The 19,666-nt window shown below is 64.1% G+C and carries 19 protein-coding genes; 2 read left to right on the top strand and 17 right to left on the bottom strand.

Annotated features, from left to right (window positions below; all coding sequences use genetic code 11):
- Positions 1-16: 16 nt before the first annotated feature.
- From mnmE to VNN77_10955, 3 genes are all read right to left on the bottom strand, one after another.
- Positions 17-1,393, bottom strand: coding sequence for a tRNA uridine-5-carboxymethylaminomethyl(34) synthesis GTPase MnmE (gene mnmE, locus VNN77_10965; GenBank protein ID HXG51916.1), 1,377 nt, complete (start codon positions 1,391-1,393; stop codon positions 17-19).
- 74 nt (positions 1,394-1,467) lie between these two features.
- Positions 1,468-2,559, bottom strand: coding sequence for a mandelate racemase/muconate lactonizing enzyme family protein (locus VNN77_10960; GenBank protein HXG51915.1), 1,092 nt, complete (start codon positions 2,557-2,559; stop codon positions 1,468-1,470).
- Between the two features lie 276 nt (positions 2,560-2,835).
- The gene (locus VNN77_10955) at positions 2,836-3,267 is read right to left on the bottom strand and encodes a cupin domain-containing protein (GenBank protein ID HXG51914.1); all 432 of its coding nucleotides are present in this window, start codon (positions 3,265-3,267) and stop codon (positions 2,836-2,838) included.
- Between the two features lie 107 nt (positions 3,268-3,374).
- Between VNN77_10955 and VNN77_10950 the strand changes: the two genes are divergently transcribed.
- Positions 3,375-4,301, top strand: coding sequence for an LLM class flavin-dependent oxidoreductase (locus VNN77_10950; protein HXG51913.1), 927 nt, complete (start codon positions 3,375-3,377; stop codon positions 4,299-4,301).
- A gap of 7 nt (positions 4,302-4,308) precedes the next feature.
- Here VNN77_10950 and VNN77_10945 read toward each other — a convergent pair whose 3' ends face one another.
- From VNN77_10945 to VNN77_10895, 11 genes are all read right to left on the bottom strand, one after another.
- Positions 4,309-5,445: a cupin domain-containing protein gene (locus VNN77_10945; GenBank protein ID HXG51912.1), complete on the bottom strand. Its 1,137-nt coding sequence runs from the start codon at positions 5,443-5,445 to the stop codon at positions 4,309-4,311.
- A 170-nt stretch (positions 5,446-5,615) separates the two neighbouring features.
- The gene (locus tag VNN77_10940; protein ID HXG51911.1) at positions 5,616-7,133 is read right to left on the bottom strand and encodes an ethanolamine ammonia-lyase reactivating factor EutA; all 1,518 of its coding nucleotides are present in this window, start codon (positions 7,131-7,133) and stop codon (positions 5,616-5,618) included.
- A gap of 107 nt (positions 7,134-7,240) precedes the next feature.
- On the bottom strand, positions 7,241-8,374 hold the full coding sequence (locus VNN77_10935; protein HXG51910.1) for a cupin domain-containing protein: 1,134 nt from the start codon (positions 8,372-8,374) through the stop codon (positions 7,241-7,243).
- A gap of 25 nt (positions 8,375-8,399) precedes the next feature.
- Positions 8,400-8,816: a F0F1 ATP synthase subunit epsilon gene (locus VNN77_10930; protein ID HXG51909.1), complete on the bottom strand. Its 417-nt coding sequence runs from the start codon at positions 8,814-8,816 to the stop codon at positions 8,400-8,402.
- Positions 8,817-8,825: 9 nt separating this feature from the next.
- Complete coding sequence (atpD, locus tag VNN77_10925; GenBank protein ID HXG51908.1) at positions 8,826-10,235, bottom strand: F0F1 ATP synthase subunit beta; 1,410 nt, start codon at positions 10,233-10,235, stop codon at positions 8,826-8,828.
- A gap of 25 nt (positions 10,236-10,260) precedes the next feature.
- The gene (gene atpG / locus VNN77_10920) at positions 10,261-11,121 is read right to left on the bottom strand and encodes an ATP synthase F1 subunit gamma (GenBank protein HXG51907.1); all 861 of its coding nucleotides are present in this window, start codon (positions 11,119-11,121) and stop codon (positions 10,261-10,263) included.
- Between the two features lie 63 nt (positions 11,122-11,184).
- Entirely contained in the window at positions 11,185-12,693 is a 1,509-nt protein-coding gene (gene atpA, locus VNN77_10915; GenBank protein HXG51906.1) for a F0F1 ATP synthase subunit alpha, read from the bottom strand.
- 9 nt (positions 12,694-12,702) lie between these two features.
- On the bottom strand, positions 12,703-13,245 hold the full coding sequence (gene atpH, locus VNN77_10910; GenBank protein ID HXG51905.1) for an ATP synthase F1 subunit delta: 543 nt from the start codon (positions 13,243-13,245) through the stop codon (positions 12,703-12,705).
- Positions 13,242-13,787 (bottom strand): ATP synthase F0 subunit B, encoded by a 546-nt coding sequence (locus VNN77_10905; GenBank protein ID HXG51904.1) that lies wholly within the window; start codon positions 13,785-13,787, stop codon positions 13,242-13,244. Before VNN77_10905 ends, atpH begins: the two co-directional genes overlap by 4 nt.
- Positions 13,784-14,212 carry a hypothetical protein gene (locus VNN77_10900; GenBank protein ID HXG51903.1) on the bottom strand — a complete coding sequence of 143 codons (429 nt, stop codon included), beginning with the start codon at positions 14,210-14,212 and terminating at the stop codon, positions 13,784-13,786. The genes VNN77_10905 and VNN77_10900 overlap by 4 nt, the downstream gene beginning before the upstream one ends.
- 135 nt (positions 14,213-14,347) lie before the next feature.
- Positions 14,348-14,914 (bottom strand): polymer-forming cytoskeletal protein, encoded by a 567-nt coding sequence (locus VNN77_10895; protein ID HXG51902.1) that lies wholly within the window; start codon positions 14,912-14,914, stop codon positions 14,348-14,350.
- Between the two features lie 297 nt (positions 14,915-15,211).
- Here VNN77_10895 and VNN77_10890 point away from each other — a divergent pair, with 297 nt between their 5' ends.
- A complete protein-coding gene (locus VNN77_10890) occupies positions 15,212-16,162 on the top strand; it encodes an ABC transporter substrate-binding protein (protein HXG51901.1) in 951 nt (316 codons plus the stop codon).
- A gap of 193 nt (positions 16,163-16,355) precedes the next feature.
- Here the strand turns inward: VNN77_10890 and VNN77_10885 are convergent, their stop codons facing one another.
- From VNN77_10885 to VNN77_10875, 3 genes are all read right to left on the bottom strand, one after another.
- A complete protein-coding gene (locus VNN77_10885; GenBank protein HXG51900.1) occupies positions 16,356-18,191 on the bottom strand; it encodes a hypothetical protein in 1,836 nt (611 codons plus the stop codon).
- 114 nt (positions 18,192-18,305) lie between these two features.
- Entirely contained in the window at positions 18,306-18,860 is a 555-nt protein-coding gene (gene msrA, locus VNN77_10880; protein ID HXG51899.1) for a peptide-methionine (S)-S-oxide reductase MsrA, read from the bottom strand.
- 287 nt (positions 18,861-19,147) lie between these two features.
- A complete protein-coding gene (locus tag VNN77_10875) occupies positions 19,148-19,627 on the bottom strand; it encodes an NUDIX domain-containing protein (protein ID HXG51898.1) in 480 nt (159 codons plus the stop codon).
- Positions 19,628-19,666: the final 39 nt, after the last annotated feature.

Below are 19,666 nucleotides of genomic sequence, written 5' to 3'. Positions count from 1 at the left end.
ATTTACACTCAATATACTATTTCCCAATACAAAATTGTGTAAAAATATGTTCTAAAATATCCTCTGTCGTCACTTTGCCGATGATCTCTTCGAGGCTTTCCATCGCCTGCTGGAGATCGATCGAAGCCAGTTCCGGCGGATTGCCGCTACCGAGAACAGCGAGCGCCCTATCGAGAGAAGCCGCGCTCCGAGCGAGAGCCGCCTGGTGACGGGCGTTGGTGATGACAACCGGCGTTTGTGGCGCCGTGCCCAGAAGGAGCTCGCGCAAGCCGTGCTTGAGATCGTTAATGCCCTTACCGTACCTCGCCGAGACGTAGTAGCAGCGCGCGTTTCCCGCCGCCTGCATTGCAGCGTCGGCGGACCAGACTTGCTCAAGATCACACTTGTTGATCGCAAGCAACGCTTTCTTGCATCTTATGCGCTCCAGGAGCGCGTGGTCCTCGTCCGTGAGCGGAGCCGAACCATCGAGCACCAGCAGAATGGCATCGGCTTTCGAGATGTGTCGCAACGAAAGCTCAACACCGACCTTCTCCACCTGGTCCTCGGTCGGCCGAATGCCGGCGGTATCCCACAAGACGACCGGCAGCCCGCCCAGGTTCATCGAGTCCTCGATGACATCCCGCGTCGTTCCCGGCACGGCAGTGACGATGGCCCGATCCTCGCCGAGAAGGGCGTTCAGCAAGCTCGATTTGCCGACGTTCGGTCGGCCGCATATGCATACTGCAGCGCCCTCTCGAAAAAGCTTGCCCCACTGGTAACTATTTGAAATAAGCTTGATTTTCTCTCTAAGCCCATTGATCTTCGCGTGCAGCTCGGGCGCCCCGAGAAGCTCGATCTCTTCCTCGGCGAAGTCGATTGCGGCCTCCACCTCCGCCATGATCGCCAGCAACTCCGCGCGCAGCTCCTCGACGTAGACCGACAGCCCGCCCCGCGCCTGGCTTAGCGCCAGCGACGCTCCCTCGGCGGTGCGCGCGCGGATCAGGTCGAGAACCGCCTCGGCCTGACTGAGATCGAGCCGGCCGTTCAGAAAGGCCCGGCGCGTGAACTCGCCGGGCTCTGCATGGCGCGCCCCGGCTGCGAGCACTACTTCCAGCACGCGGCGACTGACCCAAGGCCCGCCGTGACAATGGATCTCCACCACGGTTTCGCCTGTGTAGCTGCGCGGCTTGCGCATCACGGTGAGCAGCACGTTGTCGACGATTTCCTGCGAGCCGGGGTCCTTCAGGACCCCGTAGTAAAGACCGTGCGAGCGGAGCCTGCCGTTTCCTCCCGCCTGGCGGACGAAGACTTTATCGGCGATGACCTCGGCGTCGGGCCCGCTCACCCGGATGATCGCAATCGCCCCTTCGCCTGGAGGGGTGGCGATCGCCGCGATGGTATCCTCTACGTACATCGGCGGACCGAACTATCTTAACAACGTCCAGGCTCAAGGCAATACAAACGTCGGACCCGCCGGGGCCCGTTCACTCACCGAACGGTCTGGAGATGAACCGCGAGCTCCTCGCTTCCGGTCCAGGAGAATTCCCGGAGGGCTGTGGGGTCGACCTCCACGCCGAGACCCGGCCTCGCTCCGACCGCCATCGTGCCCCGGTCTACTTTCATGGGCTCGCGCAAGAGAGCGGTGACAAGCGGGTTGTGAGTGATGTCGAGCTCCATCGGAAGGGTGCAGGGGTCCAGGGCTGCAGTGAGCTGGAGACTGGCGGCGAGCGCCACGCCGTCTCCCCACGTGTGCAACGAAAGGCCAAGTCCATGCTTCATCGCCAGCGAGGCAACCTTGCGGACCTCGGTGATCCCGCCGACGCGCGCCACATCGGGCTGAAGATAATCGATCGCCCCGCGCACGACGAAGTTCTCGAACGCAAAACAGGTGTGAAGATTCTCGCCTACCGCAATCGGCACACCCCCCGCGCGTCGCAGGCGTGCATGGCCCTCGATGTCCTCCGCGAACAACGGCTCCTCGAACCAGACGACGCCGGCTTCGGCGAATGCCCGCGCCGCCGTTAGCGCGGCCCCGTTGCTGTATCCCTGGTTAGCGTCAACCATCAGCGGATATTCGTTGCCCAGCTCGGACCGGACCGCGCCTACGATCCGGATGTCCCGTTCCAGGTCGAAGCCCACTTTGATCTTGATCCCCGCAAATCCTTCCCCGGCGAGCCGGCGAGCTTTCGCGGCGACCTCCGCCGGCTCCTCGGGATAGAGCGCGGTTGCGTAAACCGGGACACGGTCGCGCCGTTTGCCGCCGAGCAGCTCATAGAGCGGGACTCCGCGCGACTTCCCCGCGAGATCCCAGAGCGCCATGTCGACCCCGCTCAACGCAACCACACCGACGCCTCGCGTGCCGAATTCCTTGTGTCCCCCGCGAATGTAAGCCCGCTCCCAGACCGCATCGATATCCGCCGGATTCATGCCGACCACCAGCGGCTTGATCACCCGAGCGACGATCACCTCGACGAGCTCCCCGTTTCCCGAACAGGAGCCGATGCCCGTCAGCCCTTCATCCGTCAGCACCTGCACGAGCGTGGTCGAGCGATACCGGCGGAGCCCGGATCGCGTGGTCATGCGGTGCCCCTCCGGGATCGGGGCACGCAGTCGAATCGTCCGAACGTCGGTGATCCTCATTCTCCTCAGAACCTCGTTGATACGCCGACATCCGCTCCCAGAGCGAGCGGCGACCCCCGGAGCAGCGAAGACGAACGAAAATAAAGCCTTGGCGGCTTCGAAAGCCCGGCGGTGTCGTCGAGCACCGGTTTCATTTGAAGCAACCCGACCGAAACCTTGCTCAGAGGCACCGACTCATCGTCCTGGCTCAGAAATGGCTGCCTCTCGCTTCCCGAGTCAGCTCATCTCCCAGAATTCCCCCTCGATGGTCGTCCCGTCCACCACGACAAAGTCGTTTTCCTCCTCCGTTCTCCTGTTGCCCTCGACATCGACGCGGACGAACGCCGGGCTGCCTTTCTTCGCGCTCACGCGCAGGAGCGCAAGCGGACGGTCGCCGCTGTTTTGAAAATAGTAGTAATGGTTCTCCGGTAACAGGATTCCCTCGCCTTTGTTCAGGACCGTCGGCCGATCGTCCTTGTCATAAAACGTCGCCTGTCCATCCACGACCACGAAGATGTGATCCTCCCCGGGGTGCGTATGGAGCTTGTTTTTCCGCCCTACGCAATAGTAGTTAAGGCCCACGTTGATGTGCTCTGTCCTCGCCAGGGGTATGTGACTCCGCCCTCCGGTGATGCGCGGCGTCCTCAGCTTGAACGTCGAAGCTTCCATGATGTGCTCCTCCTCATGCCGCTTTCCTATATCGCAGCCCTTCGACGTTGAAAAGAAGCTGGTGCTGGTTTATGGTGGGCCCACTTCGCCGCTCGAAGGGGACTATCATGGCCCGCATCGGCCTTTGCTTCGTCAGCCCGGCCCCGTTGACCAAATTCGACGCCGCCCTCGAAATGGCAAAAGCCTGCGAGCCCCTGGGGCTCGACTCCTTCTGGAGCATCGATCGGATCGCGTACGACAATCTCGAGCCGCTCACGCTTCTGGCGGCAGCCGCCGCTGTTACCGAAAAGATCCGCCTCGGCACGTCGGTCCTGCTCGCCGCCACGCGCCACCCTGTGCACCTTGCAAAGATCGTCGCCACACTCGATTTTCTCTCCCGCGGCCGGATCACGTTGGGGATCGGCTTTGGAAGCCGCGAGAACGACTTCCGCTCCGTCGAGATACCGTTTACAGACCGCGGCAGCAGGGCGGTGGAACAGGTACGCTTGATCAAACGGCTCTGGACGGAGGAAAACGTCACGCACCACGGGAGGTTCTACCGCGTCGAGAACCTGACTATCGGACCGAAGCCGCTCCAGAAGCCGCATCCACCGATCTGGACCGGGGGGAGTTCCGAAACCGCGCTCAAGCGCGCCGGCACCTGGGCCGATGGCTACATCTGCGGGAGCTCCGCGATCGCCGATTTTCCGGCGGTCTGGGAAAAGGTGGCAGCCTACGCGCGCGCCGCGGGCCGGGATCCCGAAAGCATAGAACGAGCCGCGCTGACCTTCATCGCCATCGACGACCGCAAGGACCGCGCGATAGCCCGGCTCGAGGCCTACCTCACGCGCTACTACGGGCGGGTGCGCGGCGAGGTCGACAAGACCTATCCGGCCGGCGCGCCCCGAGAGTGCGCCGCGGGACTTGCCGCTGCCTTCGCAAAAGGCCTGCAAACCCTGATCGTCGGCCTTGCCGATCCCGACCCCCGCCAGGTCGACCTCTTCGGCGAAAGGGTATTACCCGAGCTCAAAAGCCTGCTTTCCGGCCGCAGTTGAGCGCCGGCTACTTCGACGCCTTTAGGAAAGGCGCCCAGTTCCATTCGAAGTTCGGGTCCGAATAGGCCTGGGGCGGCATGAGGGAGGTGAGACCGCGCTTTGCCAGCTCGGCTTCGAACTTCTCGCGGATCCACGGATCCTCGTTGACGTACTCGATTTGATCCTTCGCCCGGTCCTCGATCTTTTCGGCATGGCCGTGGAACTGCATCGGCGGATGCAGGGCGAGGTAGCGCGCAGGCTCGGCCCCGGCGTTGAAATGCTGGTGAAACCAGCGGTTGGGCGGCACGAAGCAGCTCGCTTCGTGCCACGGCACGACGACCTTTTCCTTTCCTTCCTCCCACATGATCGAGTAGCCTTCGCCGGCGGGAATCACGATTACCCGTCCCGGGCCATGGCGATGGGCTTTCTTGTAGAGCCGGGCGTCGAACACCGACATGTGGCAGGACATTTCCGAATCGGGAAACTGGATGTAGACGCTCCGCCCCCCGGCCCCGCGCCGGGCGTTGGCGTCGAGCTTGTCCCAGGCCCGCATATCGGGGAAGAAATTGCCGTACCAGTAGGCGCGGCGCCCCCAGGAGCTGTCCAGCCCGGTCTGCTGGATCATCTTGGCTTCCGAGTAGAAATCCACCTCGTTGTGGATGTCCGGCACCTCGTACGGGTTGTTGAAAACGAACCCGGCATCGCGCACGCCCGAGAGGGTGAGCGGGAGGTAGTTGTAGTGCAGCAGGCGCGCCGGCTTATCGCCCTGCATGTTGGTGAGCTGGTGCGTGTAGTGGTGCGGCAGCAGAAACATGCTGTGCTTCTGCCACTCGAAGGTTTTTCGCGGGCGGCTCTCGCCCGACCAGATCGTCGTCAGGCCGCGCCCTTCGACGACGTAAACGATCTCGTCGAGCGCGAACTTGAGAGGCGGAAGCGTCTTTCCGGGCGCGATCTCGGTGACCCGGGCCGAGCTCACCCCCTCCTGTCCCACGAGCTGGATGAAAGCAGAGCGGCACTGCCGCTCGCTCCACCAGCCCAGCTCCAGCGTCCTCAAGTCCTCGATGTAGTAGCCGCGGTGGATGGGAATTCCTTGTGCTTCCATCCACTCGTCGTAGGTGTAGACCTTGCTCCACATCTTTCTTTCGGTCCGCGTCGCCTCAGACATCCTGAGCCTCCTGAACGGCGGTCGAGCGCCGCCGATTTTTCGAACTGCACGAAGCGCGGCGAGGACAGAGCCGGTGCCGACCGGCGCGCGCCCAGGACGGGGGAAGAAGGGCGGCCGGAGCCGGACAACGCCCGCCTGGATCCGGGCCGCCGCGCCCGGCCGGCGCCTTCTCAATCCAGCTTGGTCGCCGGAAACATCAGCGACTTCACCGTCACCGGGATCACCTCGGTGATTCCCAGGCATTCGCCGATGTCGATGTAATCGAGATCGCCGACCTCGATGCCGTCAACCGCGATGACCTCCCGCGGCACGTGGAGCTCGTCTTTGAGCATGGCCCCCAGGGACTTTGCGATATCCAGGTCGAGCGTGAGATAAAGAGGGCAGGAGGGGTCGTCCGCCTCCTCGAGGATCTCGGCGATGCCTTCCGCGATGCGCCGGACCGACTGGTAGTCGGGAACACCGTTCACCGTCAGCGACAGCGCCAGGCCGGACGTGAAGCGCGGCAGATCGAATTTCTGCAGCGCCTGCCTGAGCGCCGCGCTCACCGGCTGCCCGTCGGCGATCGCCGCCCGGATCACCTTGAGGCCGTGGACCGGCAGCGCCGCCGTGGCCGACACGTAGCTCGTGTTCCCGCTCGCCTGAATGGTGTACTCCCCCGCGCCGATGACGGTCGCCCGGATACCCTCCACCGGCTCGCGCAGGACTCCCCGGGGTAGCCTGGCAAGATGTTCCCGCACGCGCCGACCCAGGATCGGCCCGATATCCCCGTAGGAATTGCGGTCCCGATCGTAGACGTGCTCCGAGACTCCCCCCGAGAAGACCAGGTGCTGGACCTGCTCGAGCCCCCGGTAGTTCGTGAACGGCGGCGTGACCATGAGCCTTCTCGCCATCGGCGACTGCGGTCCCCGCTCGATGGTCTCGAACAGCAGCTCCGCCATGTAGGCGCCGAAATCCTCTTTCATCTCATCGCTGAGCTTCTGGCCTAGCTCGATGTCGTGGCCCAGCTCGTGCATCATGATGCGGCCCGCGTCCTCGATGCGCGTGATCCTGTCCTGCTCGTCGAACGCGATCAGCCGCGCGCCGATGTTGATGGAGGCTGTCTGGGTGACGGTCCCGTCTTCGATCAGGGAAAATTTCGTCGTGCCGCCTCCCATATCGACGTTGAGCACGGTCTTGTGCTCCGACCTGGAGAGGTCGACGGCGCCGCAGCCGTATGCCGCCAGCAGCGCTTCGTGGTTGTGGCCGGCGGCGGCGCAGATGAACTTTCCGGAATAGCGGGCGAAAAACTCGACGATCGGCTGCGCGTTCTCCTTCTTGAGCGCCTCGCCGGTGATGATCACCGCCCCGGTGTCCACGTCCTCGGGCCGCAGCCCCGCCTCCTCGTAGGCGCGATGGATGAACCCCGTCACGCGGTCGGTGTCGATTTTCGTCGCCGACAGGTAGGGCGTGAGCATGATCGGCGAGCGGTACAGCACCTCGCGATTGGTCACCTTGAACTTTCCGGACAGCGAAGCGCCCTCGCGCCGCAGCGTGATCTGCGAAAAGATCAGGTGGGAGGTCGACGAGCCGATATCGATGCCCACGCTCTTGAGCGAGAACATCTCCAGGCCTTCGATGTCGGTGACGATCTCACCTTCCTGGATGTCAAACGCTTCCGGATGATCGTGATCGTAAATATCGTCGTGCATCGGCGCCTCGCGGAAACCGTCGTCCTCCTATGGATTCGTGCAGAAAAAGGAATCCCCGCGCATCGGCGGGGACTCCGGATCGATCCTCCCGGGCTTGCGCTCCGGGATCATTGTTTCCCCATGCTCTTGGACCACTCGTAGTCCCGGTTGGTGTAGCACTCCGGCGGCATCTCGCTCTTGATGCCCCGCTTGCCGAGCTCTTCCTCGAACTTCTGGCGGATCCACGGATCCTCGTCGGGGTACTCGATCTGGTCCCGCGCCCGGTCCTCGATCTTTTCGGCATGCCCGTGGAACTGCATCGGCGGGTGCAGTGCCAGGTACCGAGCCATCTCCCCGCCGGCGTTGAAATGTTGATGGAACCATTTGTTCGGCGGCGTCAGCATGCTGCATTCGTGCCACGGGCAAACGATCTTCTCCTTGCCCTCCTCCCACATGATCGTATAGCCCTCGCCCGCGGGAATGACGATGGCGCGGCCGGGGCCGTGCCGGTGTGCTTTCTTGTAAGTCTTGGGCGCGAACACCGACATGTGGGCGGTCAGCTCGGAGTTCGGGAACTGGATGAATACGCTCTTGCCGCCCGCGCCGCGGCGCTCGTTGGCGTCGAGCTTGTTCCAGGCGCGCATATCGGGGAAGAAATTCCCGTACCAGAAAGCTCTCATGCCCAGGCCCTCGTCCGCGTTCTTGGCCTGCACCAGCTTCGCCTCGGAGTAAAAATCCCCGTCCAGCGCGCCGTTTTTCGGCTCGAAGGGGCTGTTGAAATAGACCTCGGGATCGGGCAGCGCCGACATCGCCATCGGCAGGTAGCTGTAGTGCAGCAGCCGCACCGGCTTGTCGCCCTGCATGTTGGTGAAAACGTGGTGGTAGTTGCGCGGCACCAGGAACAGCGAATGTTCCTGCCACTCGAAGCTCTTCTTCGGGCTGTTGCCGCCCCAGACGGTCGTCAAGCCCCGCCCCGAGCAGACGTAGACCAGCTCATCGAGAGCGAACTTGACCGGCGGCAGCGATTTCCCGGGAGCGATTTCGGTCACCCGCGTCGAGGTCACTCCTTCCTGCCCCATGAGCTGAATGAAGGCGGCCTTGCACTGCCGCTCCTCCCACCATTCCAGCTCCACGGTGCGCAGGTCCTCGATATGGTACCCGGTATGGATCGGGATGCCGATGGACTTCATCCAGCGATCGTAGGTGAACTCCTTGCTCCACATCGTGATGACGGGTTCCTGTTTTGCCGCCGTCGCAGCCATAGCGTTTCCCTCCTGATCTTCCAGACTATTTCCGCCCTTCGCGGTTTGCAACCCGCAGCTCCACGACCGCCCAGCGCTGCACGGCCTGGGCTGCCGCGTACTCAGGGTCGTCGGGATTCAACTGCTGCATCCGCCTCTCGGCGCCGTCGCGCGCTTCCCGCGCCCGCTCGACGTCGATCTCCTCGCGGAATTCCGCCGCATCCGCGAGCACCGTCACCGTGTTGTCCAGCACCTCCGCGTATCCGCCCCGGACGGCGAGATAGGTCCTGCTCGCCCCCTGCCTGTAGCTCAGCTCTCCTGGCTCGAGCAGCGACAGGAAGGCGATATGGTCGGGCAGCACCCCGAACTCCCCCAGTGCGCCGGGAGCGGTCACTTCTTCGACCTCCTCGTCCAGCAAGAGCCGGCTCGGAGTGACGACCCGCAATCGGATGCTCTGCGCCATGGGCAGTCCTTACTGCGCCGCCAACCGCTCGGCTTTCTCGAGCGCCTGCTCGATCGTCCCCACCATGTAAAAGGCCTGCTCCGGGATATCGTCGTGCTTGCCCTCAACGATCTCCTTGAATCCCTTGATGGTGTCCTTCAGCTCCACGTAAACGCCCGGAGTCCCGGTGAACGCTTCCGCCACGTGAAACGGCTGCGACAGGAAGCGCTGGATCTTGCGCGCCCGCGCCACGATCAGCTTGTCTTCCTCCGAAAGCTCGTCCATGCCCAGGATCGCGATGATGTCCTGCAGGTCCTTGTACCGCTGGAGGATCAACTGCACGCTGCGGGCGGTCTCGTAGTGCTCGGTCCCGACGATGTGCGGGTCCAGGATCCGGGAGGTCGAATCGAGCGGATCGACCGCCGGGTAGATCCCCAGCTCGGCGATCTGGCGTGACAGCACGGTGGTGGCGTCCAGGTGGGCGAAGGTCGTCGCCGGCGCGGGGTCGGTGAGGTCGTCGGCCGGCACGTAGATCGCCTGAACCGAAGTGATCGAGCCCTTGCGGGTGGTGGTGATTCGCTCCTGCAGCTCGCCGAGGTCCGTGGCGAGCGTCGGCTGGTAGCCGACCGCCGAGGGCATGCGGCCGAGCAGGGTCGAGACCTCCGAGTTCGCCTGCGTGAAGCGGAAGATGTTGTCGATGAACAGCAACACGTCCCGGCCCTCTTCGTCGCGGAAGTACTCCGCAAGCGTCAGCGCGGTGAGCGCCACCCGCGCGCGGGCCCCGGGAGGCTCGTTCATCTGGCCGTAGACCAGCGCGGCCTTGTTGATGACGCCGGACTCCTTCATTTCCAGCCAGAGATCGTTGCCCTCGCGCGTGCGTTCGCCGACTCCTCCGAACACCGAGTAGCCGCCGTGCTTCATCGCGACGTTGTTGATCAGCTCCATGAGGATGACCGTCTTGCCCACGCCGGCGCCCCCGAACAGCCCGATCTTTCCGCCGCGCGCGTAAGGGGCGAGCAGGTCGACGACCTTGATCCCGGTCTCCAGCGCCTGAACCTTCGTTTCCTGGTCGACGAACTCCGGGGTCGGCCGGTGGATCGGGTAGTACTTTTTAGCCTTGATCGGCTCGCCTTCGTCGACCGGCTCCCCGATCACGTTCAGAACCCTGCCGAGCGTCTCTGCCCCGACCGGCACCGTGATCCCGGCTCCGGTGTCCATCACCTCCATGCCGCGCACCAGCCCTTCGGTCGTGTCCATGGCGACGCAGCGGACCGTATTCTCCCCCAGGTGCTGGGCCACTTCGAGCACCAGATTCCACGGCTGATCCCCGATCGCGGGGTTGGTCACCCTGAGCGCGTTGTAGATCGGCGGGATCGCGCCGTCGGAGAACTCCACGTCGATCACCGCCCCCAGGACCTGGGTTATCTTCCCCGTGTTCATGACACCGGTTCCTCCGTTCCCTTCTTCACTTCAAAGCCTCCGCTGTGCCGACGATCTCCATCAGCTCCCGCGTGATGGAAGCCTGGCGCGCCCGGTTCATCTGCAGGGTCAGGGCAGCCATCATCTTGGAAGCGTTGGTGGTCGCCGAATCCATGGCCGTCATGCGCGCACCGTGCTCGCTCGCGGTCGCCTCCAGCAGCGCGCGCTGGATTGCGATTGCAGTGACCCTCGGAAGCAGGCTCGCGAGCAGGGCCTCGAGCCCCGGCTCGTAGAGATACTCGGTCAGCTGGTCCGGCTGGGCGGCGCCGCCGACCGCCATCGGCAGCAGCTTTTCCAGCGTCGGGATCTGGGATAGCGCCGAGCGGAAGCGAGCGTAGAGCAGGTACACGGCGTCGGTCTCTCCCGAAATAAAGCGCCCGATCAGCTTCGATGCGATTTCCGCCGCCAGCGCTTCCGCCGGCGTCGCCAGGACGTTCAGGTAGCGATCGGCGAATTGCGCGCCGCGCCGGCGAAAGTAATCGGCCCCCTTGCGTCCGACCGCGACCAGCCGGATCTCCTTGCCCGCTCCTTCGCGCCGCGCAAACGCCTCTGCCGCGCGGATCAAATTGGCGTTGTAGCCGCCGCACAAGCCCCGGTCCGACGTGAAAAGCACGAGGTCGATCCGGGCCTCCTCGCGTGCCCGCAAAAGCGGATGCGCCTCGGCCGGCAATCGCGCCGCCACGTTGCGCAGCAACTCGGCCATCTTCTCGGCGTAAGGGCGCGCGGCCACGGCCGCCTCCTGCGCGCGGCGCAGCTTGGCAGCCGAGACCATTTTCATCGCCTTGGTGATCTGCTGCGTGTTGCGAATGGAACCGATGCGCTTTCGTATCGCCTTGAGCGTCGCCATCGCCGGAAAAAAATCGGGTCTCTGCTTTCTGTCTCCTAGTCGACCAAAAACACGGAGCCGCAGCTATGCCTTGAACAACGATTTGAACTCTTCGAGCGCCTTGTTGATCTTGGCCCTCAGGTCGCCGTCGAGCTCCCGCTTTTTCAGAATGTCGGCAAAGATATCCGGGTGCCGCGATTCCACGAACGCGTACAGCTCCTGCTCGTAGCGCTTGAGCGCGGTGACCGGCAGGTGGTCGACGAAGCCGTTGGTGCCGGCATAAATGATCAGGATCTGTTTCTCGACCGGCAGCGGCTCGTACTGGCCCTGCTTCAGCAGCTCCACCAGCCGGCTGCCGCGGTTGAGCTGGCGCTGCGTGGCCTGGTCCAGGTCGGAGCCGAATTGGGCGAAGGCCGCCATCTCGCGATACTGGGCCAGCTCGAGGCGCAAGGTGCCCGCCACCTGTTTCATCGCCTTGATCTGGGCGTTCCCGCCGACGCGCGACACCGAAATGCCGACGTTGATCGCAGGCCGAACGCCGGAATAGAAAAGATCGCTCTCGAGAAAAATCTGTCCGTCGGTAATCGAGATGACGTTGGTGGGAATGTACGCCGATACATCGCCCGCCTGCGTCTCGATGATCGGCAGCGCCGTCAACGAGCCTCCGCCGCGCGCGTCGCTCAGCTTCGCCGCCCGCTCCAGCAGGCGCGAGTGGAGGTAGAAAACGTCCCCCGGGTAGGCCTCGCGGCCCGGCGGCCGGCGCAGCAGCAGCGACAGCTGCCGATACGCGACGGCATGCTTCGAGAGGTCGTCATAGATCACCAGGGCGTGGCCGCCGTTGTCGCGGATATATTCCCCCATCGTGCAGCCGCTATATGGCGCGATGTACTGCAGCGGGGCGGCTTCGGAGGCCGTCGCGGAAACCACGATGGTGTAGTCCATGGCGCCGGTTTCCCGCAGCTTGTCGACCACCTGGGCCACGGTAGAGCGCTTCTGGCCGATGGCCACGTAAATACACGTCACATTACCGTTTTTCTGGTTGATGATCGTGTCGATCGCCACCGCCGTCTTGCCCGTCTGGCGGTCGCCGATGATCAGCTCCCGCTGCCCCCGCCCGATCGGGATCATGGCGTCGATCGCCTTGAGCCCCGTCTGCAGCGGCTCCTTGACCGGCTGGCGGGCGACGATTCCGGGAGCCTTGATCTCGATGCGGCGCCGCTCCCGGGTCTCGATCGGACCGCGGCCGTCGATCGGCTCGCCGAGCGCGTTGACCACGCGGCCGACCAGGGCGGAGCCGACCGGGACCTCGGCGATTCTGCCGGTCCGTTTGACCGTGTCCCCTTCCTTGATCAGATGGGTTTCGCCGAACAGCGCCGCGCCGACGTTGTCCTCCTCGAGATTGAGCGCAACCCCGAAAATGCCGTGGGGAAACTCGAGCAGCTCGCCCGCAGCGACTTTGTCCAGGCCGTAGATGCGCGCGATCCCGTCGCCGGTGGACAGCACCGTGCCGATTTCCTGGACATCAACCGCCTTTTCGTAATCCCGGATTTGCTCTTTGATGATACGGCTGATTTCCGCTGTTCCGATCTCCATAGTCGCTCCTTAGTAGCCCCGCGCTATACGCTGCTTCATTTTTTCCAGCTGGTTGCGGACGCTGCCGTCGTAAACGGTCCCCTCCATCTCGACCACGAGACCGCCGATCAGCTCGGGGTCGGTACGTTCGTGGAGGATCACCTGCTTGCCGCAAAGCCTGCTCAGACGCTCGCTCAGGCGCTCCAGCAGTCCCGCCGACAGCGGGGCGCTGGCCCGAACCGTGGCTTCCACCCGTCCCCTGGCCGCGTTCAGCAACCGACGGTAGCTGGCGACCATCGACGGCAGATAGGCGAGCCGGTCCCGCTCCAGCAGAAGAGCGAGGAAATTCACCGTAAGCGACGATAGCTGAAGGCTTTTGCCCACCTCCAGCAGGATCCTCCGGCGGCGCCCGATCTCGAACGCAGGGTTGTTGAGCACGTTTTGAAGCGGCGTGCCCCTGTAGACGCTCAGGAACCGATCGATCTCCTCGCCGACCGCCTCTTCCCGGCCGCCCTCCCGAGCCAGCTCGAACAGCGCCTTCGTATACCGGCGACTGAGGCTGCCTTCGATCATCTGACCTGCCCGATCTCTTGCATGAAATCCTCAACCAGGCGCTCGCGATCGGCCTCGGACATGTGCTGCTCGATCAGCGTGCGCGCCGTCGCTGCGGCACGTTCCGCCATCTCGCTGCGGATCTGCTGTCGCGCGACCTTGACCTCCTGTTCCCCCAGGAACCGCGCGTCCTCCCGGATCTTGGCCGCCAGCGCCGTCGCCTCGTTCAGCAGCCTGGCCTTTTCACGCTCGCCGTCGGTGCGAAGGGACGCCTGCAGGGCAGCGGCCTCCTCGCCCAGACGCGCCAGACGGGAGCGATACTCCGCCAACGCCGCCTCCGCCCGCTGTTTGCTCTCGGCTGCGTCCTCGAGCGCGGCCGAGATTTCCTCTCGCCGGGTTCTAAGATAGTCGAGGACCAGGGGCAATGCATAGTAGGCGAGAACGCCCGCGTAGAGAAGAAAATTGATCGCCGGAAAAAGGATCCCTCCGGGCGATGGCTCGTGCGCTTCTCCTGCAGCCGACGCCCACGCAACGGCTCCTCCGAGAACGCCCAGGAACGTCACCCGACCCTCCTCCCGAGCACCTTGCTTGCCATTTCTCGGGCCACCAAATCCGCCTCGGCCGCGGCGATCGCCCGCTCCCGCTGCATCTGCTCGTGCAGCTCCCGGCGTATGCGTTCCAATGTGGCCGCGGCCTCCCGCCGCGCCTCGGCGATGATCCGTTCGCGCTGCTCGCGCCCCTCCTGCACCACGGCATCCCGGGCGGCCGCTCCCGCCGCCTGGGCCTGGGCGATGCGCTCTTCGTACTCGCCCTTCAGCCGCGCCGCCTCGCCCGCCAGACGGTTCGCTTCCTGCTCGGTCCCGGAGGTCCTGCGTTCGCGCTCCTCCAGCACGTGCAGATACGGGCGAAAAAGAAGCCGGCTCAGGACGACCCACAGCAACAGGAACAACAGGATCTGATAGATGATGCTCTGATCCAACGAGATCATAGGGTCATTGCCTTGTGCGCTTGCCGAAACCCGCGTCGACCCGGGCGCTCGAGCAACCCGAGCCCGCCAAATTACTGCTTCAACAGCGATCTATTCAGGAACGCAGGACGTGAGAACGTGGATGAACGGCGAAGGCTATCGATCAGAATCGGCTTGCGGTCCGATCTTCTGACCGGCCACAGCCTTTTCGGCACTCATACTTTGCGACGTCGCGACTCCACCTTTTTCCCTTCCCGCTCCCATGGAGCAGTCACCATCGAATACCACGCCCTCTGTGATGATCAACCGCGGGGTGGCGATATTGCCGAACAGCCGCGCCGGCGCCGCCAGCTCTATCTTCTCCTTGGCGGACACATTTCCTTCCACCTTGCCACGGATAATAACCACATGACCGGAGATCTTGGCCCGCACCTCGGCACCTTCTCCAATGGTCAGCGTGCCGTGACATTGGATCTCCCCATCGACGTGCCCGTCGATCCGGGCCGCCCCTTCGAAAACCAGCTGACCGCTCACCCGGCTTCCTTTATAAAGGTGGCCGACAACGGGCGGTTCGGAGGGCTTAGGTGCAGGTTCGGGTCTCGGAGCCGAAGCGGCTGGGGACGGGGCTACTGCTTCCGGAGCCGGCTTCGCCGCTTCGGGAGCCTTTTCCGGCTCCCTCTCCACGCTCTTGCTCGTCCCTGGGCTTCGATCGAACCAAGCCATAGAGAGACCCCCTTGTCGCGGCAAATTGGTCTATAGCATCCACCAACCTCGTTGTCAAAAGTGCCTTTCGGTCCTTAATTATAAAGGTCCCCTGGAGGGCGCCCGGGCCCGGGCTCAAGGGCCGCTTGACCGCCGTGCCGTCCGTCGCATATATGCTAAGCGGCAGTCAACAGGTAATCATGGTCCGGTTGCCTGTTCGGGCTGCTTGAACGCTTCGACGCGGCCTGAAGCCCTGTGGGTGCAACCACGACGGGTCGTGACCCTCGCTACGAGGGATAGCCTGCCCAAGGAGACCTTATGGGTTTTTCAATGCTGACGATCGCTTCCCTGCTTTTCCTGGCTCTCCGCTCGGGGGCGGCCAGCGCCGAGCCGGTGCGCGCGGGATACCCGTCTCCCAACGTCCAGTTTCTCCCCGCTTTCGTGGCCCTGGAGAAAGGGTTCTACCGCAGCGAGGGGCTGGAAGTGGAGCTGGTATCGGTCCGCTCGGCGATCACGGCGGTCCAGGCGCTGATCGGGAACCAGATGCAGTTCGTTTTGACGATCGGGCCCCAGATGCCGGCGATCTGGGAGGGCACCGACATCGTCTTGCTGGCCCAGCAGGTCGGCCGGCCTACCTTTTCGATGATCACGACAACCGACATCCAGAAAGTCGGCGACCTCAAGGGCAAGAAAATCGGCGTGAGCTTCGGCGGCTCGACGTTCGCGGGCACCAAGGCGCTGCTCGAGCTGCACAGGCTCACCGACAAGGACGTCCAGTATGTCAACATCCCCGGCAGCGGGCCCAAAGTGGCCGCGTTGAAGCAAGGCATCATTGCCGCGGCGCTGCTGGCGCCGCCGTCCGACTACGTCGCCGTGAAGGCGGGCTTCAAGAGGCTGGTGAATCTCGCGGACGTTTTCAGAGATACCGCTTTTACCGGCCTGGCGGCAACCGGCAGAACGGTAAAGGAAAATCCGCGGCTGGCCAGAGGAATGGTTCGCGCAATCGTCCGAGGGGTGTACCATACGCGCGACAATCCCGAGGACGCGATCCAGGTGATGATGAAGCACCTGCGAATGGAGCGCGACGCGGCGGCCGACGCTTACGAGCTGATTCGCGAGTCCTTGAATCCCATTCCCACCGAAAAGGGCGTGGAGCTGATGGCGCAATGGCAGGCGGTGGCGCTCAACACCCGGCCGAAGCGCCGCCCCGCGGAATACATGAACCTCACCTTTGTCAACGACGCCGTACGCGAGCTCGGGCGGAAATAATCGGGATTTCGACAAAGCCGCGGCAACCCCGGAGCGGCAAAGACGCTGAAACCGCAAAATTTCAACGTCTTGACGCTTCGAGACCCTCAGCGCCCTCTCGCGCACTGGCTGTCATCCGGGCAGCCCCATCGAACCTTGCTCGGAGGCGCCCACCCATCGTCTTCGCTGCGGAGGGGCTGCTCCTCGCACCCGCTCAACTCGAGGCGCCGAGCCGCGCTAACAGGAAACTCTCGAGGTAGAGAACGCCGGTGAGCGCGGCCATCGTCTGCAAAATCAAGGGCGTTATCTCGCGGACCCAACGAAGCGGCGTGTAATGGTGGTCGACGTCCCGCCGGATGAAGGCATAGGCCACCACGGATTGCGCCGAGCCGATATGCGTCCAGCAGCCTCCCAGCGCATAACCGGCGATCTGCGCCAGCGCGAAGAGGCGCAGAATCGAGACATCGAGGTCGCGCAGGGCCCGCGAGGCGAAATCGGCCACGACGTTGTTGTCCAGAATCGCCGACAGGAAGGTGGAAGCCAGAAACTGGGCGAAGGCGACGTGGCCGGGACCCAAGGTCTCGATCCCTCGATGGATGAGGGCCTGCACCTGATCGAAAAAACCCGCCCTTGCGAGCAGCGTAATCGAGAAGAACAGCGGAAACAAAAAATAATACTCGGCGTACTCGTGCGCCGCCTCGCGCAGCGCCAGTGCCCGCATGTTGGGAATCCTCACGATCCCCAAAACCGCCACCGCGAAACCGGCGAACGAGGCCAGGAACAGAGGCACGTCGTGATCGATTCCGTGCCAGACCAGCATGCCGATGAACGGCGCCAGCGCCAGCGCACCGGTTCGCTGGGCAAACCGCCGGCGGCGGGCGGAGGCCGACAGCGCCCTGGCCACCGCGCCCTCGGCCGCGCGCGCGCCGGCACGATCGCCGGCCGCTCGCTGGACGTAGTGGCGATCGAGCGCACCGGCGAGATCTTCCGTGACGAAATGGCCGAGCAGGCGCTGTCGAACGGCGGGCGGCACTTCCTCCAAAACCAAGGCTTCCCCGAGAGAAAGGCCGCGGTGCAAGCGCTCCAGGACCGCTTCGGTTTTGTCGCCCAGCTCGGCCGCGTGGCTCTCTACGAGCTCGAGCGGCGTCAGCACCTCGCCGTGGCGCATCGCCTGAATGAACCGCACGTCCGCCGCGTTCGCTTCCAGTATGTCCATCCCGCCCAGGTCGATCACCTGTCCGCGAAAGCGCGACCGCAGCTGATAGGCGACGACGAGATAGCTGGCGATCGCAGCTGGCGCGCAGTAGCGCAGGAAAAACGAGTTGTCGAGAACGGGGTAGAGATTGGCCTTCATGATGAGGTTCGGCGGTTCCCCGTAGGCCAGCCAGATCCCGCACACGGTCGTGACCGCGGTGCACACCATGACCGAATAGCGGATCGACGCGAGCGGCGCTGCTGCCAGCAACAGCACGATCACCAGCGTCCGGCTGCTGAGGCCGATCATGGACACGCCGTCGAGAATCCCCGAGGCGAAAGCGACGACGGCGGTAGCGGAGAGAATCGTGGGGAGCACCGCGCCGCGAAACCGCCGGAGCAATGCGAACGTGATCCCCTCGAGCAAACGGCTCTGCGCGATCACCGCCACGAAGAAGGTCAGCCCCAGAATAAAGAGCATGGTGTCGGCGTGGACGAGATCGTCCAGCCCGCGAAACGACAGAAGGTGGCGCCGCGCCCAGAGCCACCAGCCCTCCGTCGCGATCTCGACGTGCCAGGGCGAGGTACCAAGGCCGCAAAAAGTCGCCCCGATGGGCAGCGCCATTCCGTACGTGAGCGCGTTCTTGTGAACCTGGTACTTGAAGGAGCCGAAAAGAAACAGGCCGAGGATCGTGGCGAACACCTCGAGCGCAAGAAGCCACGCAGGAAGCGGGCTCCATCGGCTCCAGCCCAACAGCAGAAGCGCGGCTGCGGCGCAGGCGAGCAGGAATTTTCTCCCGGACAGGAAGACGGGGTCGGCGACCCGATCGGTGGCAACGGCGGAATCGGCGCTCAAGAGTCGTCGTCCTCCCGCCGAGCCGCCGAAAACGGCGGACGCTGCTTCAGCCCCGCCGCGGCCCGGCCCTCTCCGCAACCTCCCGTCGCTCCCCGCTTCAGGGTCGCCAGCGTATCAGCGACCATTTCCTTTCAGCAGGTCGCGAAATTGCCTGTGGAGCTTTTGTAGCTTCGGCGGGATCGTATACTGGCAGTAGGGCTGCAAGGGATTGTTCGCGTAGTAGTTTCGGTGGTAATCCTCGGCTTCGTAAAACTCGCGCAGCGGCTCCACCGTCGTCACCACCGGCTTGCCGAAAACAGCCGATTGGTTCAACTCGGCGATGAAGCGCTCGGCCTCGCGCCGCTGGCCGTCGTCCGCGTAAAGAATCGTCGAGCGGTATTGCGGGCCGACATCGTTGCCCTGGCGATCCCGCGTTGTCGGATCGTGAGTCGCGAAGAAGACGGCGAGCAGGTCTCGGAAAGCGATCTCCGCCGGGTCGAACTCGATCCGCACCACCTCGGCATGGCCGGTCCGGCCGGTGCAGACCTCCTCGTAGGTCGGATCCGGCGTCTCGCCGCCCGCGTAGCCGGGCGTAACCGCGACCACTCCACGCAACTGGGCGAAGACCGCCTCCGTGCACCAGAAGCAGCCGCCCCCGAAAACCGCGATTTCGGCCTTGCCCGATGTCATCGACCTTGCGCGCCGTCAGGCGCACTCGTCAGTTCTCTACCAGTTCGCCCCCGAAGCCTCAAGGCGCTTACCAGGGAGTTCATCGGGCTTCGAGACCTGGAGAGCGCGGGCACGGAAACGTAAGACTCGTTCGGCCCCGGCGGCCGGATAAGCCGTCCTCGGGGAGGATGGCGTGGCGGCCTGCGAGGCCCAAGGCTGTTGACCGCGACCGCAACGTCTCGGCCGCGGGCGGCCACGATGCGATGTTTACAGCGTTGCGAACCCGCTAACAGGAAGGCACGGTGCCGTCACCGCGGCCGCCGCGGTCCCGAAAGACCGAGCTTGCGCTCCAGATCCCGAAGCAGCCCGAGCTGCCCTGTAAGGATCTTTTTCCTGGCTTCCTCGAGCGCAAACCAGCCGGCGCGGTCGATCTCCGGGAACTCTCGATACCTGCCCGATCGTGGCGGCCATTCCAGCGAAAAGGTATTGCTGCGGACGCGCTCGGCTTCGATATCGCCCTCCACCGCCCAGGCGAAAACCCGTTTGCCTCCGCTTTGTCTCACAGGATCCAGCGGGATGAATTCTCCTTCGACCGCCATCCCCGTTTCCTCGGCAAACTCCCGCCTGGCCGCCGCCAGCGGTTCTTCGCCCTCCCGGATCTCTCCTTTGGGTATCGTCCACGCCCCGGCGTCCTTGTTGGCCCAGAACGGCCCCCCGGGATGAACCAGGAAGACCTCCAGGCCGTTTCGGAAGCGGTACACAAGCAAGCCGGCGCTGTCGCGAGCCATGCTCGGCCGGTCTCCTCCGCCGCGCGCCGGCGTGCGGCG

The sequence above is a fragment of the Candidatus Zixiibacteriota bacterium genome, assembly GCA_035574315.1.
In the GTDB taxonomy this organism is placed as follows: domain Bacteria; phylum Desulfobacterota; class Binatia; order UBA9968; family UBA9968; genus DATLYW01.
Note: the sequence above shows the minus strand (reverse complement) of the source record. Positions and strands in the feature narration are given on the sequence as shown.